20 protein-coding genes are annotated in these 20,320 nt (G+C 71.9%); 14 read left to right on the plus strand and 6 right to left on the minus strand.

Annotation, left to right across the window (positions count from 1 at the left end; all coding sequences use genetic code 11):
• Positions 1-226 precede the first annotated feature (226 nt).
• From pstS to phoB, 6 genes are all read left to right on the plus strand, one after another.
• A complete protein-coding gene (gene pstS / locus ASG63_RS06545) occupies positions 227-1,264 on the plus strand; it encodes a phosphate ABC transporter substrate-binding protein PstS (protein ID WP_056213297.1) in 1,038 nt (345 codons plus the stop codon).
• Between the two features lie 225 nt (positions 1,265-1,489).
• Positions 1,490-2,464 carry a phosphate ABC transporter permease subunit PstC gene (gene pstC / locus ASG63_RS06550; protein WP_056213299.1) on the plus strand — a complete coding sequence of 325 codons (975 nt, stop codon included), beginning with the start codon at positions 1,490-1,492 and terminating at the stop codon, positions 2,462-2,464.
• 33 nt (positions 2,465-2,497) lie between these two features.
• On the plus strand, positions 2,498-3,388 hold the full coding sequence (pstA, locus tag ASG63_RS06555) for a phosphate ABC transporter permease PstA (RefSeq protein WP_056213301.1): 891 nt from the start codon (positions 2,498-2,500) through the stop codon (positions 3,386-3,388).
• 52 nt (positions 3,389-3,440) lie between these two features.
• Positions 3,441-4,259, plus strand: a complete 819-nt coding sequence (gene pstB / locus ASG63_RS06560) for a phosphate ABC transporter ATP-binding protein PstB (RefSeq protein WP_056213304.1) — start codon at positions 3,441-3,443, stop codon at positions 4,257-4,259.
• Between the two features lie 86 nt (positions 4,260-4,345).
• Positions 4,346-5,071 (plus strand): phosphate signaling complex protein PhoU, encoded by a 726-nt coding sequence (gene phoU / locus ASG63_RS06565; RefSeq protein ID WP_056213306.1) that lies wholly within the window; start codon positions 4,346-4,348, stop codon positions 5,069-5,071.
• Between the two features lie 30 nt (positions 5,072-5,101).
• The gene (gene phoB / locus ASG63_RS06570) at positions 5,102-5,806 is read left to right on the plus strand and encodes a phosphate regulon transcriptional regulator PhoB (RefSeq protein ID WP_056213308.1); all 705 of its coding nucleotides are present in this window, start codon (positions 5,102-5,104) and stop codon (positions 5,804-5,806) included.
• Between the two features lie 53 nt (positions 5,807-5,859).
• Here the strand turns inward: phoB and ASG63_RS06575 are convergent, their stop codons facing one another.
• From ASG63_RS06575 to ASG63_RS06585, 3 genes are all read right to left on the minus strand, one after another.
• A complete protein-coding gene (locus tag ASG63_RS06575; protein ID WP_056213311.1) occupies positions 5,860-6,888 on the minus strand; it encodes a matrixin family metalloprotease in 1,029 nt (342 codons plus the stop codon).
• Between the two features lie 92 nt (positions 6,889-6,980).
• Entirely contained in the window at positions 6,981-7,793 is an 813-nt protein-coding gene (locus ASG63_RS06580) for an SDR family NAD(P)-dependent oxidoreductase (RefSeq protein WP_056213313.1), read from the minus strand.
• A 74-nt stretch (positions 7,794-7,867) separates the two neighbouring features.
• A complete protein-coding gene (locus ASG63_RS06585; protein WP_056213315.1) occupies positions 7,868-9,196 on the minus strand; it encodes an MFS transporter in 1,329 nt (442 codons plus the stop codon).
• Positions 9,197-9,511: 315 nt separating this feature from the next.
• Between ASG63_RS06585 and ASG63_RS06590 the strand changes: the two genes are divergently transcribed.
• Positions 9,512-10,531, plus strand: coding sequence for an alpha/beta fold hydrolase (locus tag ASG63_RS06590; protein ID WP_056213317.1), 1,020 nt, complete (start codon positions 9,512-9,514; stop codon positions 10,529-10,531).
• A 42-nt stretch (positions 10,532-10,573) separates the two neighbouring features.
• The gene (locus ASG63_RS06595; RefSeq protein ID WP_056213435.1) at positions 10,574-11,443 is read left to right on the plus strand and encodes an NAD(P)-dependent oxidoreductase; all 870 of its coding nucleotides are present in this window, start codon (positions 10,574-10,576) and stop codon (positions 11,441-11,443) included.
• A 15-nt stretch (positions 11,444-11,458) separates the two neighbouring features.
• Here ASG63_RS06595 and ASG63_RS06600 read toward each other — a convergent pair whose 3' ends face one another.
• Entirely contained in the window at positions 11,459-11,815 is a 357-nt protein-coding gene (locus ASG63_RS06600; RefSeq protein WP_056213320.1) for a hypothetical protein, read from the minus strand.
• A 467-nt stretch (positions 11,816-12,282) separates the two neighbouring features.
• Between ASG63_RS06600 and ASG63_RS25050 the strand changes: the two genes are divergently transcribed.
• Positions 12,283-12,429: a hypothetical protein gene (locus ASG63_RS25050; protein WP_156394090.1), complete on the plus strand. Its 147-nt coding sequence runs from the start codon at positions 12,283-12,285 to the stop codon at positions 12,427-12,429.
• Positions 12,430-12,614: 185 nt separating this feature from the next.
• On the opposite strand, the gene ASG63_RS06610 is transcribed toward ASG63_RS25050, so the two are convergent.
• Complete coding sequence (locus tag ASG63_RS06610; RefSeq protein ID WP_056213324.1) at positions 12,615-13,103, minus strand: Lrp/AsnC family transcriptional regulator; 489 nt, start codon at positions 13,101-13,103, stop codon at positions 12,615-12,617.
• Between the two features lie 142 nt (positions 13,104-13,245).
• Here ASG63_RS06610 and ASG63_RS06615 point away from each other — a divergent pair, with 142 nt between their 5' ends.
• Together ASG63_RS06615 and ASG63_RS06620 are read left to right on the plus strand one after the other, a co-directional pair.
• The gene (locus tag ASG63_RS06615; RefSeq protein WP_056213326.1) at positions 13,246-14,184 is read left to right on the plus strand and encodes a DMT family transporter; all 939 of its coding nucleotides are present in this window, start codon (positions 13,246-13,248) and stop codon (positions 14,182-14,184) included.
• 124 nt (positions 14,185-14,308) lie between these two features.
• Positions 14,309-15,022: a GntR family transcriptional regulator gene (locus tag ASG63_RS06620; protein WP_056213328.1), complete on the plus strand. Its 714-nt coding sequence runs from the start codon at positions 14,309-14,311 to the stop codon at positions 15,020-15,022.
• A gap of 113 nt (positions 15,023-15,135) precedes the next feature.
• Here ASG63_RS06620 and ASG63_RS06625 read toward each other — a convergent pair whose 3' ends face one another.
• Positions 15,136-15,537 (minus strand): nuclear transport factor 2 family protein, encoded by a 402-nt coding sequence (locus ASG63_RS06625; protein ID WP_056213332.1) that lies wholly within the window; start codon positions 15,535-15,537, stop codon positions 15,136-15,138.
• 190 nt (positions 15,538-15,727) lie between these two features.
• On the opposite strand from ASG63_RS06625, the gene ASG63_RS06630 reads away from it, so the two are divergent.
• From ASG63_RS06630 to ASG63_RS06640, 3 genes are read left to right on the plus strand one after another with little or no spacing between them, the layout of a single operon-like run.
• Positions 15,728-16,960: an ABC transporter substrate-binding protein gene (locus ASG63_RS06630; RefSeq protein WP_056213334.1), complete on the plus strand. Its 1,233-nt coding sequence runs from the start codon at positions 15,728-15,730 to the stop codon at positions 16,958-16,960.
• A gap of 13 nt (positions 16,961-16,973) precedes the next feature.
• Positions 16,974-17,843 carry a branched-chain amino acid ABC transporter permease gene (locus ASG63_RS06635; protein ID WP_056213336.1) on the plus strand — a complete coding sequence of 290 codons (870 nt, stop codon included), beginning with the start codon at positions 16,974-16,976 and terminating at the stop codon, positions 17,841-17,843.
• A gap of 4 nt (positions 17,844-17,847) precedes the next feature.
• On the plus strand, positions 17,848-20,316 hold the full coding sequence (locus ASG63_RS06640) for a branched-chain amino acid ABC transporter ATP-binding protein/permease (RefSeq protein ID WP_056213338.1): 2,469 nt from the start codon (positions 17,848-17,850) through the stop codon (positions 20,314-20,316).
• The last annotated feature ends 4 nt before the right edge of the window (positions 20,317-20,320 follow it).

Genomic DNA, 20,320 nt, shown 5'->3' on the forward strand with positions numbered 1-20,320 from the left:
GCCTCCCGCGAATCCCGATTCAAGGCGGCGGCGCGGACCGAGCGCCGGCCCGTCCTCCCCGGAAAAGCGCGTCGGCCGCGGCCGGTCCGCCCCTGTCCGGGGCCCGTGTCATCGAACTGTCGCGCAATCGTCATACCGCCTTAGCCCAACCGACCGTATGGCGCGGTGCACAACGGCGCACGGGCGCCGCGCCCGGGCCGATGCGCGCTCCTCAAGGAGACCACAGATGAAATTCACGACCCTCGCCGCCCTCGTGGGCCTCGGCCTCGCCACTCTCGCCCCCGCTCAGGCGGCCGAGATCACCGGCGCCGGCGCCACCTTCCCGTTCCCGGTCTACTCCAAGTGGGCCGAAGCCTATCGCAAGGAGAGCGGTCTCGGACTGAACTACCAGTCCATCGGCTCGGGTGGCGGCATCAAGCAGATCCAGGCCAAGACCGTCGATTTCGGCGCCACCGACGCGCCGCTGAAGGGCCCCGCCCTGGAGAAGGACGGCCTCGTCCAGTTCCCGACCGTCATGGGCGGCGTGGTCACCGTGGTGAATATCCCGGGTGTCGAGCCGGGCAAGCTGAAGCTCACCGGCGAGGTCATCGCCGAGATCTACGCCGGCAAGATCGCCAAGTGGTCGGACGCCAAGATCGCCAAGCTGAACGAGGGGCTGAAGCTCCCCGACGCCAACATCACCCCGGTCTACCGGTCCGATGCCTCGGGCACGACCAACATCTTCACCACCTACCTCTCCCAGGTCTCCGAGCCCTGGAAGAAGGAGTACGGCGCGGCCACCACGATCAGCTGGCCTGTGGGCCAGGGCGGCAAGGGCAACGAGGGCGTCACCGCCACCGTCAAGCAGGTCCCGAACGCCATCGGCTACGTCGAGTCGGCCTACGCCAAGCAGAACAAGCTGAGCTACGCCCTGATCCAGAACAAGGCCGGCAAGTTCCCGCAGCCCGACGACAAGGCCTTCCAGGCCGCCGCCGCCAGCGCCGACTGGAAAGCCGCCCCCGGCTTCGGCATCTCGCTGACCAACGAGGGCGGCGAGGGCGCCTGGCCGATCACCGCCGCCACCTTCATCCTGGTCCACAAGGATCCGGCCGACGCGGCCCGCACCGCCGAAGTGCTGAAGTTCTTCGACTGGGCCTACAAGAACGGCGACAAGCTCGCCGTCGACCTCGACTACGTGCCGCTGCCCGACACCGTCGTCAGCCAGATCCACGACGCGTGGAAGGAGATCAAGGGCAAGGACGGCAAACCCGTCTTCAACATGTAGGCCCGTCCTCACCCGGGAAGCCGAACCTCGCGGGCGCTCCGCCCGCGGGGCCAGGGGGCGAGCCACCGCGCCCCAATGACTGCGACCGACGGGCCCGGCGTCGCGATGCCGGGCTCCCCCTTCGCCACCCCCTATCGCCACCCCTTGGCAACGATCCGGTGATCCCCCCTCGCGCCGACGACCGGCGCAGGGTAGGACGCCGCCCGGTGAAGAGAAGACATTCGGATGGCCGCCTTGACTGACCAGATCGCCCTGACGCGGGGCCGCGCCGCGGCCCGCAAGACGCCCGGCGGCCTCGGCGACAGCCTGTTCCGCGCGGCCTCCTACGGCGCGGCGATCCTGGTGCTCCTGTTTCTGGCCGGCATCCTGGCCTCCATCGCGTACGGCGCCTGGCCGGCCTTCCAGGAATTCGGCCTCGGCTTCATCACCTCCAGCGTCTGGAACATCGGGCAGGAGCAGTACGGCGGCCTCGTGGCCATCGTCGGGACCCTGGCCTCGGCCGTTCTCGCCCTGCTGATCGGCGTGCCGCTCTCGCTCGGCATCGCCGTCTACCTGACGCAGCTCTGCCCCGGCTGGGCCCGCAAGCCCGTCTCGATGACCATCGAGCTCCTCGCCTCGGTGCCGAGCATCATCTACGGCATGTGGGGCCTGTTCGTGTTCGCCCCGCTCTTCGCCCGCTTCGTGCAGGTGCCGGTGTCGAACCTCGTCGAGGGCATGCCGATCGTCGGCACCCTGTTCTATGCCCGCGTCCCCTCGGGCGTCGGCATCCTCACCGCGGGCATCATCCTGGCCATCATGATCGTGCCCTTCGTGGCCTCGATCACCCGCGACATGCTCGACCAGATCCCGACGGTGCTGCGGGAGAGCGCCTACGGCATCGGCTGCACCACCTGGGAGGTGGTGCGCCACGTGCTGGTGCCCCAGGCCTCGGTCTCCATCATCGGGGCCATCATGCTGGGCCTCGGCCGGGCGCTCGGCGAGACCATGGCGGTGACCTTCGTCATCGGCAACGCCAACCGCCTCTCGGGCTCGGTCTTCGACCCGGGCTCCACCATCGCCTCGCGCATCGCCAACGAGTTCAATGAGGCCGACGGCATGCAGCTGAACGCCCTGATGGCCCTCGGCTGCATCCTCTTCGTCATCACCTTCTTCGTCCTGATCGTCGCGCGCCTCCTCACCCGCCGCGCGAAGGTCGCCTGAGGCCAGCCTCACCGAGTCGTCAGGAGCCGCATCATGGACGCCGCGAACCCCCTCACCACCGCCGCCCCGGCCCGGATCAGCCGGGTCCGGCCCGGCCGCCGGGTCGCCGACCGGATCCTGATCCTGGCGAGCACGATCGCCACGCTGGTGGGCATCGTCGTGCTCGGCTCGATCCTGTTCATGCTGGTGGTCGAGGGCATCAAGGGCGTCTCGCCGACCCTCTTCACCGCCCCGACGCCGGGGCCCGGTTCCGAGGGCGGCGGCATCGCCAACGCGATCCTCGGCAGCCTGGTGATGACCCTCCTGGCCATCCTGGTGGCGACGCCCGTCGGCGTGATGGCGGGGACGTTCCTGGCCGAGTACGGCCGCAACTCGAAGATCGCCGACGTCATCCGCTTCCTCAACGACATCCTGCTCTCGGCGCCCTCGATCCTCATCGGCCTGTTCGTCTATACGCTGATGGTGCGCCCCATGGGCTCCTATTCCGGCTGGGCCGGCGCGGTGGCGCTGGCCATCATCGCCACCCCGGTGATCGTGCGCACCACCGAGGACATGCTGCGCCTCGTGCCCTCGACCCTGCGCGAGGCCGGCGCCGCGCTGGGCGCCCCGCCCTCCATCGTCATCCGGAGCATCACCTGGCGCGGCGCCAGCGCCGGCATCGTCACCGGCATCATCCTGGCCCTGGCCCGCATCGCCGGCGAGACCGCGCCGCTGCTCTTCACCGCGCTCAACAACAACAGCTGGTTCGCCCCCAACCTGATGGGCGGTGTGCCGAACCTGCCCGTGATGATCTACCAGTTCGCCCTCTCGCCCTATCCGAACTGGCAGCAGCTCGCCTGGGCCGGCGCCCTCCTCATCACCGTCACGATCCTCGCCCTGTCGATCGTGGCCCGCTTCGTCATCAAGACCGAGCGGTCGCGCTGACCACCCGCGCGCCGCCTGTCCCCGCCGCTTCGCCCGATAGGATCTTGAACCGATGAACGCCGCCCCCGGGATCACGTCCGCGCAGCTCACCGGACGCCACAAGGCCGACGAGTCCTCACCGGTCCGCATCGCCGTCAAGGACCTGAACTTCTACTACGGCAGCTTCCACGGCCTGAAGTCGGTCAACCTCAACTTCCACGACCGCCAGGTCACGGCGCTGATCGGCCCGTCGGGCTGCGGGAAGTCCACCCTGTTGCGCACCTTCAACCGGATCTACAGCCTGTATCCGGACCAGCGCGCGGAAGGGGAGATCCTCCTCGACGGCCAGAACGTCCTGGATTCCGGGGTCGACCTGAACGAGCTGCGCTCGCGCATCGGCATGGTGTTCCAGAAGCCGACCCCGTTCCCGATGTCGATCTACGACAACGTCGCCTTCGGCCTGCGCCTCTACGAGAAGCTGCCCAAGGCCGACCTCGACATGCGCGTCGAGGAATCCCTGCGCAAGGCCGCCCTCTGGGACGAGGTGAAGGACAAGCTCAAGCAATCCGGCATGGGCCTCTCGGGCGGCCAGCAGCAGCGCCTCTGCATCGCCCGCACGGTGGCCCAGCGCCCCGAGGTGATCCTGTTCGACGAGCCGACCTCGGCCCTCGACCCGATCTCGACGGGCCGCATCGAGGAGCTGATCGAGCAGCTGCGTTCGGAATTCACCATCGTCATCGTCACGCACAACATGCAGCAGGCGGCGCGCATCTCGCAGTTCACCGCCTTCATGTATCTCGGCGAACTGGTGGAGTTCGGGCCCACCACGCGCATCTTCATGAATCCGGAAAAGCGCCAGACGCAGGACTACATCACCGGCCGCTTCGGCTGATCCTCCGCCGGCCGGTCTCGGCCCGCGTCCCCCATCACCGCCAGGGCGGGCCCCGGACAGACGGGCCCGATCGAGGAGCGAACCCCATGCCCGACCACATCGTCAAATCCTATGATACGGACCTCGAGGACCTGCGCCGCTCGATCTCCGAGATGGGCGGCATCGCCGAGAAGATGATGACCGAGGCCGGCGAGGCCCTGGTGCGCCGGGACGCGCCCCTGGCCCAGGCGGTGATCGCCGCCGACGCCCGCCTCGACACCCTCCAGCGCGAGATCGAGGAGCGGGCGATCCTGCTCATCGCCCGGCGCCAGCCCCTGGCCATCGACCTGCGCGAGACCGTGACGGCGATCCGCGTGTCGAACGATCTCGAACGCATCGGCGACCTTGCCAAGAACGTCGCCAAGCGCGTCGTGGCGATCGCCGACCAGATCCAGCCGCAGAAGATCGTCATCGGCGTCCAGCACATGAGCGACCTGGTGCAGGAGCAGCTCAAGGACGTCCTCGACGCCTATGCCAGCCGCGACACCAAGGCGGCCCTCGACGTCTGGGAGCGCGACGACGCCATCGATGCCCTCTACAATTCCCTGTTCCGCGAGCTCCTGACCTACATGATGGAGGACCCGCGCAACATCTCGTTCTGCACGCATCTCCTGTTCGTGGCCAAGAACATCGAGCGCATTGGCGACCACACCACCAACATCGCCGAGACGATCCACTACCTCGTCACCGGCGAGAACCTCCTGGCCGAGCGCGAGCGCCCGAAGAACGACGCGTCCAACTACGCCACCGTGGACATGCCCGGCGCGGCCTGACCCCCGTGCCGGTCTGATCGAAAGCGCACGATGAGTACGCGTATCCTGATCGTCGAGGACGAGGAGGCCCTGACCCTCCTCCTCCGCTACAACCTCGAGGCCGAGGGGTTCATCGTCGACTCGGCCGCCCGCGGCGACGAGGCGGACCTGCGCCTGCAGGAGCAGGTGCCTGACCTCGTCCTGCTCGACTGGATGCTGCCGGCCCTGTCGGGGATCGAGCTCTGCCGCCGCATCCGCGCCCGGCGCGAGACCGAGCGGCTGCCGGTCATCATGCTCACGGCGCGGGGCGAGGAGGGCGACCGCATCCGGGGCCTCGGAACGGGCGCCGACGACTACATCGTGAAGCCGTTCTCGGTGCCGGAGCTCCTCGCCCGGGTCCGCGCCCTGCTGCGCCGGGCCAAGCCGGCCCACGTCGCCAACCTGCTGGTGGCCGGCGACATCGAGCTCGACCGGGTCAGCCACCGCATTCGCCGGGAAGGCCGCGAGATCCATCTCGGGCCGACCGAGTTCAAGCTCCTCGAATTCCTGATGCAGAGCCCCGGCCGGGTGTTCTCGCGCGAGCAGCTCCTCGACGGCGTCTGGGGCCACGACGTCTACATCGACGAGCGCACGGTCGACGTCCATGTCGGGCGCCTGCGCAAGGCCCTGAACCGCCCGCGCCAGAGCGACCCGATCCGCACGGTCCGCGGCTCGGGCTACTCCTTCGACGAGATGTTCGAGGCCGAGGCCGAGTAGCCGATCCCGAGGCGCGTCGGCCCAGCCGTCAGGCGGACAGCCGGGCCCGCCGCCTAGGCGAAGATCATCGCATCGGTGGGCAGGTGGACGGTGAAGGCCTTGCCCTCGTCGACCCAGCCCGGACCGGCGGCGCCGTGGTTGATGCCGTTGGCTTCCTCGGCACTGCCGGCGAAGTGATGCTGGCCGGTCTGGGTGTTGTAGAAGCGCTCCAGGGTCAGGCCGCCGGGGGCGCCCGCATCCGCGTAGGCCTCGAAGGCCACGCCCTCGTACGTGTAGGTCGGCGCCGTCTTGAGGACCTGGTCCCGCTCGGCGACGCTCGTCGTGAAGAAGTGGGCGTTCGAGGCCGTGTCGAAGAACCGGAACACGTCCACCGTGTCGGCGCCCTGGGCCGGGGCCGCCCACGGGGTGCCCTCGTAGGTGAACCACGGCAGCGTCTTTTCGATCTGCGCCTTCTCGGCCGTACTCGTGGTGTAGAAGTGATCCCCCGTATGGGTGTCGTAGAACCGATAGACCGCCGTGACGGCGGTGCCGGCGACCGGGCTCGTCTGTGCCGCCGCGGCCACCACCGGGGCGGGCGGCGCACCGTACAGGGCCTGGATCCCGGCGATGTCGCCGGCCGACAGGGTCGTGATGCCCCTGTCGAGGATGGTGTTCATCACCTCGGGCTTGGCGTCGTAATGGTCGAGGCCGAGCGCGTGGCCGATCTCGTGCAGCGCCACCAGGGAGAAATCGACGTTCTGGGTGCCGAAGACGCGGGCGCCGGAGGCGTGCCAGCCCTCGCCGCTGTCGAAGGTCACCTCCGCGGACTGCATGCGCTGGCCGCTGTAGGAATAGGTGGCGTAGCCCAGGGTCTTGCCGAGCCCGTCGATCCCCCCGAGGGTGAAGTCGATCTGGGCGTTGGCCGTCGCGGCCACCTGCTGGAAGGCGATGTCGGCGGCGGCGGCCCAGGTGGCGAAGGCGGCCTGGAGGAGGCTCACGAAGCCGGTGGGGATCGTGCCGTCGACGGCCCAGGTGACGGTGCCGCCGCCCGTGCCTGCCGCGCCCGTTCCCCAGCGTGGACCTTCCAGCGCATAATCCCCCATCGACCGCCCTCCCGTGCGTTCGGGCCAGGGTCGGCGGCAGAGCTTGCGAAATCCTTACCGGACCGGCCGCCACGCGTCGGGGCGGCGCGTCCTCACACGATGCTGCGCACCACGCCGCCATCGACGCGCAGCGCCGCCCCGCTGGTGGCGCTGGCGGCCGGGCTGCAGATGTAGGCGACCATGCTGGCGACCTCCTCGACGGTGGCGAGGCGGCCGATCAGCGAGGTCGGGCGGTGCTCGGCCACGAAGGCGCGGCCGGCGGCGTCGAGGTCGACGGCGCCCCCGGCTCCGCCGTCCTGCCCCTGCGCCATGCTCTTCATGAAATCGGCGACCCCCTCGGACAGGGTCGGCCCCGGCAGCACGCTGTTCACGGTGACGCCGCTGCCCGACACGGTCTCGGCGAGCCCCCGGGCCACGGCGAGCTGGGCGGTCTTCGTCATCCCGTAATGGACCATCTCCACCGGGATGTTCACGCCGGATTCGCTGGAGATGAAGACCACCCGGCCCCAGCCGCGCGCGACCATGCCGGGGGTGTAGGCCCGCGCCAGGCGCACGCCGCTCATCACGTTGGTCTCGAAGAACCGCTGCCAGTCCTCGTCCGGGATCTCGAAGAACGGCTTCGGCTCGAAGATGCCGGTGTTGTTCACCAGGATGTCGACGTCCGGCAGGCCGGCGACCACGCGGGCCGCCCCGTCCGGACTGGCGACGTCCCCGGGCGCCCCGATGAAGCCGGCACGGCCGGTCTCGCGCTTCAGGCGGTCGACGGCGTCGCGGACGCGGTCCTGCGTCCGCCCGTTGATCGCCACGTTGGCGCCGAGTTCGCCCAGGGCCTTGGCGATGGCGTAGCCGATGCCGCTGGTGGAGCCGCTGACGAGGGCGCGCTTGCCGGACAGGTCGAGGTTCATGGGATCGTCCTTCGGAGAGGCACTGATCCGGGTCAACGCGCAGGTCGGGCCCTGGTGCGATCGCGGCGGATGCGTCAGGCGCGGGGCTGGCGCCGCAGGACGCTGGTCACCGCCCCGAGGCTCGCCAGCGCGACGGCGCACCACAGGGTCGCGGTCACCGGCCCGGCCGGCGGGCCGCCCTGGTGCAGGCCGAAGATCACCGCCACCAGGGCCGCGCCGAAGGATTGCCCGGTGAGGCGGGCGGTGGACTGCATCCCGCTCGCCCCGCCGCTGCGGTCCCGCGGGGCGCTGGTGATGATGACCTTGTTGTTGGGCGACTGGAACAACCCGAAGCCGAGGCCGCACAGGGTCAGGCGCCAGGCGATGTCGGGATGCGACGCGCCCGCGGGGAGGAGGGCCGTCGCCGTCAGGCCGGTGGCCATCAGGGCGAGGCCGAAGCCGCCGAGCAGTCCCGGGGCGTAGCGGTCGGCGAGGCGCCCCGAGATCGGGGCCATCAGGGCGATGGCCAGGGGCCACGGCGTCATCAGGAAGCCGGTCTGGGTCTCGGAGAGGTGCAGCACGTCCTGGAAGTAGAAGGGCAGGGCGACGTAGGCCATCATCTGGGCCGCGAAGGAGGCGACCGAGCTCGCCATCGACAGGGCGAAGGCGGGAATCCGCAGGAGGTCGACGGGCAGGAGCGGGCGCGCCAGCCGGGTCTGGGTCCGGACGAACACCGCGCCGATCGCCAGGGCCGCCCCGATCTCGGCCAGCGCCACGCCCCGGGTCGCCGGGTCGCCGAGGCCGTCGACCCCGATGATGAGGAGCCCGAAGGTCACGGCGTTGAGGAGGGCGCTGCGGAGGTCGAAGCGCCCGCCGTTCCGGGGCGTCACCGGGAGGGTGCGGGCCCCCACCGTCAGGGCGATCAGCCCCACCGGCAGGTTGACCAGGAACAGCCAGGGCCAGCTCGCCACCGACAGAATGGCGGCCGCCACCGTCGGACCGGCGGCGGAGGCCATGGCCACCACCAGGGCGATGTTGCCGACGCCGCGCCCGATCATCCGCTGCGGGTAGATGAAGCGCACCAGGGCGGTGTTCACGCTCATGATGCCGGCGGCCCCGAGCCCCTGCGCGATCCGCGCGGCCACCAGGGCTTCGAAGCTGGGGGCGAAGGCGCAGGCGACGGACGCCGCCGTGAACACGGCGAGACCGGCGAGGTAGATCCGGCGATAGCCCAGGATGTCGCCCAGGGCGGCCAGGGGCAGCAGGGCGGCCGTCACCGCGATCTGGAAGCTGTTGGTCACGAAGATCGCCGCGGAGGGCTCGACCCCGAGGTCCTTGGCCATCACCGGCAGGGCGACGTTGACGATGGCGCCGTCGAGGACCGCCATGGTCATGGCGAGGCCGATCGCGAGGAGCGCCAGCATGCGTTCGCGCACCGGAATGCCGTCCAGTCCGGGCTCGGGCGGTGTCCGGGGCGGGAGATCCTGGTGCGGGAGATCTTGACCCTGGGAGGGATCCTGATCCCGGGACGTCGTCCGGTCCGGGGAGGAAGGTCGGCCGCGCGGATCCGGGCCGGGAACGTCGGTGGTCATGGCCGAGCCCTGGGACGCCGGGCCGGAAACCGCAAGGGCCGGGGAAACGCGGCGTGTCGTTTGTCACCGGGATCGGGCGACGCTGGTGCGGAACCTGCGCTATGTCAGCCCGGTGCGTAGGATTGCGCGCCGTTGCCGGGACCCCACATGGACGCGCTCCTCAAACTCTCCGCCCTGCTGCTGGCGGCCCTGCTGTCCGTGGCGCCCGCCGCCGCCCAGCCGACCGCCAACGACACGGCGCCCCTCGGCATCGCCCTGGAGGGCTTCGCCTACCCGTACCCGGTCTTCTATCTCGAGCGGATGCGCGACGGCGAGCGCCAGCGCCTCGCCTACATGGACGTGCCCGCGGAGGGACAGGCCAACGGCCGGACCGTCCTGCTGCTGCACGGGCGCAACTTCCCGTCGAGCTACTGGCAGCCGGTGATCCAGGCCCTGACCCGCGCGGGCTACCGGGTGCTGGCCCCGGACCAGCTCGGCTTCGGCAAGTCGGCCAAGCCCGTGGGGGCCTACACCTTCGACGCCATGGCGGCCGACACCGTGGCGCTGCTCGACTCCCTCGGCCTGGCCCGGGTCGACGTGGTGGCCCATTCCATGGGGGGGATGCTGGCGGTGCGCCTCGCGCGCAATGCCCCGACCCGGGTCAACAGCCTCGTCCTCGAAGCGCCGATCGGCCTGGAGGATTACCGGTTCACGGTGCCGCCGGTTTCCGACGCCACCCTGCTGCGCCTGGAGGGCGACGCCACGGCGGAGTCCTACCGCCGCCAGCTGATGACGAACTACGCCCTGTCGCTGCCGGCCTCCGCCATCGAACCCTTCGTGTCGCTGCGCGAGCGGGTGAAGGGCTCGGGCGAGTATCCGCGCTGGCTGCAGTCCTTCGTCAATGCCTACCAGGCGATCTGGGGGCAGCCGGTGGTGCACGAGATCCCGCTGCTCCCGGTCCCGACCCTCTTCATCATGGGCGAGAACGACCACAACGCCCCCGGCAAGCCCTTCGCGCCGGAAGCCCTCCGGGCCGGGATGGGGCGCAATGCCGAGCACGCGCGGACGCTGGCCGGCCGGATGCCGAACGGCCATGCCGTGGTGCTGCCCGGCATCGGGCACCTCGTCCACATGGAGGCGACGGACCAGTTCAACAGCCTGACGCTCGAATTCCTCGACGGCCACTGAGCGCCGGGCCACCACGACGGGAGAGACGACATGAGCGTGCGCATGGATGTCGGCGTGATCGGCCTCGGACGGATGGGCCGCGGCATGGCGGCGAGCCTGGTCCGGGCCGGGCACAGGGTCCGGGTCTGGAACCGCTCGGCCGGCGCGGCCGACGGGCTCGACGGGGTGGTCCCGGTGGCGAGCGCCGCCGAGGCCTTCGCCGGGGATGCGGCCATCACCATGCTGGCCGACGACGCGGCCCTGCGGGCGGTGATCATGGAGGGCGGCCTCCTCGACGGCCCCGGGCGCCCGGGCCTGCATCTCTCGATGAGCACGATCTCGGTGGCCCTGGCGCAGGAGCTCGCCGCCATCCACGCCCGCGCCGGCGTGCCCTACATCGCCGCTCCGGTCTTCGGACGTCCGGACGTCGCCGAGGCCGGCGCCCTGAACATCGTGGCGGCCGGAGATCTGGACGCGATCGCGCGGGCCCAGCCGCTCCTCGACGCCATGGGCGCCAGGACCTGGGGCTTCGGGACCGAGCCGCACCGGGCCAACGCGGTGAAGCTCGCGGGCAACTTCATGCTGATCGCGGCGATCGAGGCCATGGGCGAGGCGGCCGCCCTGGCCGAGGGCCACGGGGTGACGGGAGCCGACCTCCTCGACCTCCTGACGAACACCCTGTTCGCTTCCCCCGTCTACAAGAACTACGGCGCGCTCATCGCGGCCCGGCGCTACGAGCCGCCGGGGTTCAACCTCAAGCTCGGCGCCAAGGATGTCGGCCTGGCGCTCTCCGCGGCCGGGGCCGCCGGGGTGCCGATGCCCTTCGCCAGCGTGCTGCGCGACAACCTCATCGAGGCGATGGGCCACGGCGACGCCGAGAAGGACCTCGCGGCCCTCGCCGAGGTCGCCCGCCGGCGGGGCCGGACGGCCTGAGGGCGGTTTCCGCCTTCAGCGGAAGACGAAGAGCGACACGCCGACCACCACCGGCACCAGGGCGGCGAGGCCGATGAACAGCGGCATGACCCAGCCGCCGCCGGTCTCCGGCCTCGCGGCCTCTCGCGCCTTCGGCGGCGCGGCCTCGGTCTTCCGGGCGAGCGCCACGCGGGCATGCGAGGGGGCGTTGCCGGCCGCCTCGTCGTCGGTGCCAAGCTGCGACAGGCCGGGGTCGTACTGGGCGATCTTGTCCCCGGTCCGGCCACTGTCGATGTCCGCCTTCAGCATGGCGGTGGTGGGCCGGTCGGATTCGGGCGGCGTCGCGACCGCGAGGTTGCCCGGGGACGGGGGTGTTTCGGATCGTAAGGTCATGGGGGGCTCCGTGTCCGGGGGCGGACCTGTGGGGAGGCAACGCGCCATGGCCTCGCCCGTTCGTCGCCCGCTCTGACGCAGCACCGCGCCACGCCTCGGGGGCCCAAGCCGCGCCACGGGCGAAAATCGCGTCCCCGTCCGGGGTGACCGGGGTCCGGCCGCTGTGCTTTCGGCGGGAGAGCGCGGCATCGGCCCGGGTCACGAGCCTGTCGCCGGACTCGCCCGCCCGGAGGGCCGCGATCCCGCAGGAACAGGTCCGGGCGCCGACGACGGGCAGGGGCGTCCAGCGCGCCGTCGGGGCGCCGCCGGTTGTCGAGGCCGGTGAGCAGACCGGTGCTGGCCAGGCGCGCGACGGGAAGGACGCATTGGAGACGGCCCGCAGCGTGGCGCGGTCCTCCGGTGCGGACCACGCTTCGACGATCTCCCGGAACGCCTGCGTCGCGCGGACGTCCGGCAGGATCGCGTCGATGCGCTCGATGACCGCCCGCCCCCAGGGCGTGCGCGCGCCCATCACCCGGCTGAAGCGCGGGGCCGGATTCTCGGTCATGGGCCACCCGATCCAGGGCCGGGGCTCGCCCAGCGCCCGGGCGGAGGAGGCCACGGTGTCGGCGTGACCGATCACGTCGTGGAGGCGTCCGTTCTGGAACGTCCGGAGGGCCTCGTCGAACGCGGAATGCCCCTGCGGCGCGTCCGCGCCCTGCGGGATCGGGTCGATGGCGGGCCCCATGGACCGGTTGCGCAGGACGCTGGTGCGCAGCCCCGGATGCTCCGTGATCAGGCTCCGCAGCCAGAGGGCCCCTCAGCGCCGAAGATGGCCGAGGGGCAGGGCGGTCGTGTACTTCACCTGTCCCAGGGCGAAGCTGGAGCGGATGCTCGCGACGCCGGGAATTCGGGTGAGGTAATCGAGCACGAGCTTCTGGAACTGGCCCAGATCCTCCACCACGACGCGCAGCATGTAATCGGCCTCGCCGCTCATCAGGTAGCACTCCATCACCTCGGGACGGTGGCGCACCGCCTCGTCGAAGGCCGTGAGCGCGGTCTGGGTCTGTTTCTCCAGCGTGACGTGGACGAAGACGTTGACCGCCAGCCCGAGGGCGATCGGATCGGCCACCGCGACGGAGCGCTGGATGACGCCGCTGGCCTTCAGGTCGTTGACCCGGCGCCAGCACGGCGAGGTCGAGAGCCCGACCTCCTGGGCCAGCTCGGCGACGCTGATCTCGCTGTCCCGTTGCAGGCGTTCGAGGATGCGCAGGGAGGCGTCATCCAGCATGATCGACCGCGGCGGCATGATCTGTCCCCAAACCGGATGCATGCGGCATGTTTTGCCGATTGTACCGGTCTAACCGGAAAATCGGGACGAACATACCGCCGAGCGAGAGATAAACATCCTGGGCCGCGGCCTCGTCCGCGATCTGTCCGCGGACCCCCTCATGGTCAATTCCTTCTCCCCACCCTTGGTCTCGCCACCCTTGGCGCCGGCCCGTCCCCGCATCCGGGTTCCGACGGGGGCCTGGCTCGGCCTGATGGTGCTGCTCTGGGGCCTGAGCTGGCCGGCGATGAAGCTCTGCCTCGACGCCGCGCCGCCTCTCTGGCTCGCGGCCCTGCGCTTTTCCAGCGCCGGCGCGGTCCTGTTCGGGCTCCTCGGCCTCGCCGGCCGCCTGCGCTGGCCGCCCCGGGCCGACTGGCCGGTGCTCGCCAGCGTCGGGCTCCTGCAGATGATGGCCTTCACGGCCCTCGGCCTGATCGCGATGCGCCACACCGATGCGGGCCGGGCGGCGCTGCTGGCCTACACGACACCGATCTGGGTCCTGCTCGGCGCCGGCCTGGTGCTGCGCGAGCGCCCGTCGCGCCGGCAGGGCGTCGCGATCCTGCTCGGCCTCGTGGGCGTCGCCGTGGTCTGCTCGCCGATGGGCATGGATTGGACCGATCCCGACGTGCTCCTCGGCAACGGCCTGCTGCTCGTCTGCGCCCTCTGCTGGGCCGGGGTCATCCTGCATGTCCGCCGCCACCGCTGGCGCGCGCATCCCCTCGACCTCGCGCCCTGGCAGATGCTGCTGGCGGCGGTCCCGCTCGCCGTCGCCGCCTTCGCGGTGGAGGGGCCGCTCGCCGTCGCGTGGTCGCCACGCCTCGTCGGGCTCCTGGTCTTCATCGGGCCTGTGGCGACGTCGCTCTGCTTCGTGATCTTCGCGACGATCGGCCGGCGCATCGACAGCTTCACCATGGCGAACGCCACCCTCGGGGTTCCGGCGGTGGGCCTCCTGTCCTCCGCCCTGCTGCTGGGCGAGCGCCTCGGCCCTGCCCTGCTCGTCGGCCTCGGCTGTCTCGCCGCCGCCCTGGTCACAGCGGCGCAGGATGCGCGCCGCGCCTGACCCGGATCGGTCGAGTCCATCCCGGACCCTCGCCCGCGCGGCCCCTCGGCCGGAGGCAGGGGGCCGGATCTGGTCCCACTCGTGCTTCCGGAGCCGCGACGGGCACGGGATGGATCGACGCGACATGCAGGACGACGAGACGCGGGTGGAGAGCCGGGACCGGGTGGGCTCGATCTGCCGCTCCCTGCGCCGGGCGATCGTCGAGCGGGCGATCATGCCCGGCGACCGCCTGCCTGAAGATGCGCTGGGCGAGCGCTTCGGCGTCAGCCGTACCATCGCCCGCCAGGCCCTCGGGCAACTGGCGGGGGAGGGGCTGGTGGAACTGCGGCGCAACCGCATCGCCGTGGTGGCGACTCCGAGCTGGGCGGAGGCGCGCGACACCTTCGACGTGCGCATCAGCCTGGAGCGCCTCGTGGTCGCGCGCCTCGCCGGGCAGCTGACGCCCGCGCAGCAGGCGGCGCTCCACGCGCACATCGCCCGGGAGGAGGCGGCGCAGGGCGGGGCCGACGGCGCCTCGATCCGCCTGGCCACCGAGTTCCACCTGCTGCTCGCCCAGATGACCGGCAGCCCGGTGCTGGAGCGCTACGTGGCCGAGCTCGGCTACCGCTGCGCCCTGGTGCTCTCGCTCTACAGCCGGCCACATTCCGCCGAATGCGGGGTCGCTGAGCACCGCGCCCTCGCCGCCGCCCTGATCGCGGGCGACCCCGCGCGGGCCGTGGCGCTGATGGACCACCACCTCGACGCGGTGGCCGAGCGGGCGCGCATCGTCGCCGCCCCGCCGCGCGAGCGCGACCTCGGCCGCCTGCTCGCGCCCTATATCGAGCCCGTGGGCGGCTGAGCGCCCCTCGCGTCGAATCCGTCTGATCCCTTCGGGCTGGCGGAACGGGGCTTCGCGCGAGCGCCGCGCCGGCTCGGCGATCCGGGCGCCGCTTCGCTCGCGCGCAGCCTGCTTCAGGTGTTCAGGTCGTGCCGGCTGAGGAGGCGCTCGGCGCTGTCGTTCCAGACCTCCATGGTCACGATCAGGCCGTCCCGCACCGTGAAGCGGTCGACGTAGCGGTTGCCCTCGAACGGCGTCCCGTCCGGCCATGCGCCGTAGAGCGTGCCGAGGCTGTAGACCGTGGTGACGCCGTCCCCCGGCACCACATCGAGGCGCTCCATCCGCTTCTTCACCCAGGCGTAGCGCCCGGCATTGAAGGCCGTGACCTCGCGGGGATGCCCGAAGGTGCGCCCGCCCGTGAACACGATGGTGATGCCCGGCGCCATGTAGGTCGCCGCCCGCTCGGGGTCGGGCACCATCGAGGCTTCGAGATAGGCGGTGACGTTGGCCGCGTCGCGGGCGGTGGTATCGGTCATGGTCGGGCCTCCGGGGACACGCCCCTCCCTGCCGCAAACGCCGCCAAAGTGCATGCAACAAGTGTATGCACTTTGGCGCATCCGCAGGCACTGAGCGGGGTCTGGCGAGAATCCCCTTGCAAATTCAAGGCCGAAGCGGCTGGCATGGGGGTTGCGGGGTGGGGCAAGACGCAGCCGCCGGAGAGACCCCATGCCCCGCCGACCCCTGTCCAGCCGACCCCTGTCCGGCCGATCGACGCCCCTGACCCGCCGCCTCGCCCTGGGGGCCTGCGGCGCTCTGGGCGCCTGCCTCGTCCTCGGGCTCTCCGCCGCCGGCGCGGCCCGGGCCGCGGAGCCGATCCGGATCGGCCTCGTCACGGCGCTGAGTGGGCAGTCGGCGAAATCCGGCGAGGCGATCTCCCGCGGCATCGGGCTCGCCATCGACGAGGTCAACGCCCGCGGCGGCGTGCTCGGGCGGCCCCTGGAGCTGGTGGCGCGGGACGACGAGGCCAACCCGTCGAAGGGCGTGCTCGCCGCCCGCGAGCTGATCCAGCGGGTCGGCGTGGTGGCGCTGGTCGGCGGCCTCGACACGCCGGTCTCGATGGCGCTGGTGCCCATCGCCAACCAGATGAAGGTGCCCTTCCTCGGGCCCTGGGCCGCCGGCACCGGGATCACCCGCAACGGGGCGGCCGACAACTACGCCTTCCGGGTCTCGGCCGTGGACGCCCTGGTGGACGAGGCCCTGGTCGCCTACGCGGTGAAGACCCATCGCGCGAAGAAGCCCGGGATGATCCTGGTCAACAACGCCTGGGGCGAGTCGAACCAGCAGGGCCTGACCGCGGCGCTGAAGGCCGCCGACCTGCCGGCCGCCGGCATCGAGAAGTACGAGGCCGCCGACCTCGACATGGTGCCCCAGCTCACCCGCCTGCGGGAGGCCGGCGCCGACACCCTGTTCCTCGTCGGCAATGTCGGGCCCTCGGCCCAGGTGGTGAAGTCCCTCGACCGGATGGGCTGGAGCGTGCCGGTGGTCTCGCACTGGGGCCCGGCCGGCGGGCGTTTCGACGAGCTCGCCGGGCCGAGCGCGGCAAGAGTCCACTTCATCCAGACCTTCACCTTCGCGGGCAACACCAGCCCGAAGGCCCTCGCGGTCCTCGACGCCCTCAAGGCGAAGTATCCGGCGATCAAGTCGATGGCCGACGTCACCCCGGCGGTGGGCATCGCCAACGCCTACGACGCCACCCACCTGCTCGCCCTGGCGATCCAGGCCGCCGGCTCGACCAAGGGACCGGAGGTGCGGGACGGCTTCTACAAGGTCGCGACCTATCCGGGCCTGATCAAGACCTACGACAAGCCCTTCGCGCCGGGCCAGCACGACGCCCTCGGGCCGCAGGACTACGTCTTCACCCGCTTCCAGAACGGCGAGATCGTCGCCGTTACCAATTGAAGGGACGGGGCCGATGCTCACGGGAACGCTCATCACCGGCCTCGGCCTCGGCAGCATGTACGGGCTCGTGGCGCTCGGCTTCCACGTCACCTACGCGGTCTCGGGCACGGTGAACTTCGCGCAGGGCAGCGCCGTCACCCTCGGGGCGGTGCTGGGCTACACCCTGGCGGTGACGCTGGGCTGGCCGATGCCGGCGGCGATCCTCGGGGCGCTCCTGGGCTGCGCGCTCCTCGGGGTCACGGTGGAGCGGCTGCTGGTGCGGCCCTTCGTCGAGAAGGGCTCGGACGCCTGGCTCCTCGCCACGGTCGCGGGCGGCATCGTCCTCGACAACGCGATGCTGTTCACCTTCGGCAAGGAGCCGCGCAGCCTGCCCTCGTCCCTGGCGGTGACGCCGGTGGAGATCCTCGGCACCGGCCTCTATCCGCTCCAGCTCCTCATCCCGGTGGTCGGCCTCTCGGTGGCGGTGGCGATCCGGACCCTGTTCCGGCGCACCGACCTCGGCCGGGTGCTCCTGGCGGTGGCGCAGAACGCCGACGCGGCGCGGCTGATGGGCATCGACGTCCGGCGCACGGTGGCCTGCGCCTTCGCGCTCTCGGCGCTGCTGGCCGGGGCCGCCGGCCTCCTCATCGCGCCGCTGTTCTCGGTCTCGGCCGAGATGGGGGCGCTGTTCGGGATCAAGGCCTTCGCGGTGGCGATCCTGGGCGGCATCGGCTCGGCCACCGGCGTGGTGCTGGCGGGCCTGCTCTACGGCCTCGTCGAGGCCGGCGTCACCGCGACCCTCGGCTCCACCTACACCCAGCTCGTGGTCTTCTCGGTGATCATCCTGGCCCTGGCCCTGCGCCCCGACGGGCTCCTCGGCCGCGCCGCCATCAACAAGGTCTGAGCCGATGCACCGCCTGCGCGCCCCCGCCGCGATGCCCCTCACGATCCTGGCCCTGACCCTGGCGGGGCTGGCCCTGGTGGGGCTGACCGGCGGCTACAGCCACTTCGTCATCGCCCTGGTGGCCCTGACCACGGTCGCCGGAACGGGGCTCAACGTCCTCCTCGGGCTGACCGGGCTGATCTCCTTCGGCCATGCCGGCTTCTACGCCATCGGCGCCTATGCCAGCGCGATCCTCACCGGGGCCGGGCTGAGCTTCTGGCTCGCGCTGCCGGCGGCCGGCCTGCTCTCGGGCCTGGTCGGAGCGGGGCTCGCGGTGCCGGCCATGCGGGTGAAGGGCCCCTACCTCGCCATGGTCACCATCGCGTTCGGCTTCATCATCGAGCACGCCCTGATCGAGGGCGGGGCGCTCACCGGCGGCCAGAACGGCCTCGTGGTCACCGCCGGGCCGAGCCTGTTCGGCACCCCCTTCGCCGAGCGCGAGCTGGCCCTCCTCGCCGTGCTGGGCGCGGGCCTCGCCCTCTACGGCTTCCATCGCCTCGCCCGCAGCCGCCTCGGGCGGGCGATGCGGGCGGTGCGCGACGCCGACGTGGCGGCCGCCTCCCTGGGCTTCGACCCGGTGCGGGTGAAGACGCTCGCCTTCGCGCTGTCGGCGGCGCTGACGGGTCTCGCCGGGGCGGTGCTGCCGCCCCTGATGCTGTTCATCGCCCCGAGTTCGTTCCCGTTCTCGCAGTCGATCCTGTTCGTGCTCTCCGTGGTGGTCGGCGGGGCTGGCACCGTGCTCGGGCCGCTCTTCGGCGCCCTCGTCACCGTGCTCCTGCCCGAGACCCTGGCGGGGCTCGCCGAGTACCGGCTGCTGTTCTTCGGCCTCGCCACCCTGGTGGTGCTCTGGCTGGTGCCCGCGGGGATCGTCGGCAGCGCGGCCCGGCTGCTGCCGCGGCCCCGCACCGGCACCCGGCCGCCGGCGCTGGATTTCGCCCTGCTCATCGGGCAGCGCGGGGGCGAGCCCCTGGTGGTCGAGGGCATCGGCATCCGCTTCGGCGGCATCCGCGCGGCCGAGGGCGTCTCGGTCCGGGCCGAGGCCGGGGCGGTGACGAGCCTGATCGGCCCCAACGGCGCCGGCAAGACCACCGTGCTCAACATGATCTCGGGCTTCTACCGGCCGCAGGCCGGGGCGATTCGGCTCGGCGGACGCGACCTCGCCGGCGCCCCGGCCCACATTATCGCCCGGGCCGGCATCGCCCGCACCTACCAGACCACGCGCCTGTTCGGCTCGCTCGGCGTCCTCGACAACGTCGCCCTGGCCTTCGAGCCGGGCCGCCTCTGGCGCCCCTCCGGCAAGGGCGACCGCGTTGCCGCCGCGTCCCTGCTGGACTTCGTGGGCTACGCGGGCGACCTCGACCGGCCCGCCGGGGAGCTGCCCCATGTGGACCGCCGCCTGGTGGAGATCGCCCGGGCGCTCGCCGGCCGGCCGCGCATCCTCCTCCTCGACGAGCCCGCCGCCGGCCTGACCCGGGCCGACACCGACGCCCTGGGCGGTCTCCTGCGCCGGATCGCCGGGCAGGGCATCGCCGTGGTGCTGGTCGAGCACGACATGCCCCTGGTGATGGGCGTCTCCGACGCGATCCTGGTCATGGATGCCGGGCGTCCGATCGCCCACGGGACGCCGGCCGCGATCCGGCACGACCCGGCGGTGATCCGCGCCTATCTGGGCGGGGCCGACACGCCGGCCCGGCCCCGCGCCGTCGCCTGGAAGCCGCCGGCCGACGCGGTGCTCTCCACCCAGGGCCTCACCGCCGGCTACGGCGCCGCCCCGGTCCTCGACCGCGTCGCCCTCGAGGTCCGGCCCGGCGAGACCGTGGCGCTGCTCGGCGCCAACGGCGCCGGCAAGTCGACGACCCTGCGGGCCCTCGCCGGCCTGCTCCGGCCGGTCTCCGGCGGGATCGTGCTGGAGGACCGGGCCATCGCGCAGCTGCCCGCCCACACCATCGCCCGCCTCGGCCTCGCCCTGGTGCCGGAGGGCCGGCAGGTGTTTCCCGAATTGACCGTGATCGAGAACATCCGCCTCGGGGCCCATGGGCGCAAGGCGCCCATCGACCCGGCCGAGATCGAGGCGCTGCTCACCCGCTTCCCCCGCCTGCGCGACCGGGCGACGAGCCGGGCGGGCCTGCTCTCGGGGGGCGAGCAGCAGATGCTGGCGATCGCCCGCGGGATGATGGCGCAGCCGCGCATCCTGCTCCTCGACGAGCCCTCCCTCGGCCTGGCCCCGGCGATGATCAACGCCCTCTACGCCGTGGTGGCGGACCTGCGCGACCAGGGCGTCACCATCCTGATCGTCGACCAGATGGCGGCCCTGGCCCTGACGGTGGCCGATCGCGGCTACGTGCTGGAGCAGGGCCGCGTCGTCACCGCCGGCACCGCCGCCGAACTCAGCGCCGATGCTGGCCTGGAGGCCGCCTATCTCGGCGCCGCCTGACAGG

Origin of the sequence: Methylobacterium sp. Leaf94 (genome assembly GCF_001426045.1) — a bacterium.
Lineage (GTDB): Bacteria > Pseudomonadota > Alphaproteobacteria > Rhizobiales > Beijerinckiaceae > Methylobacterium.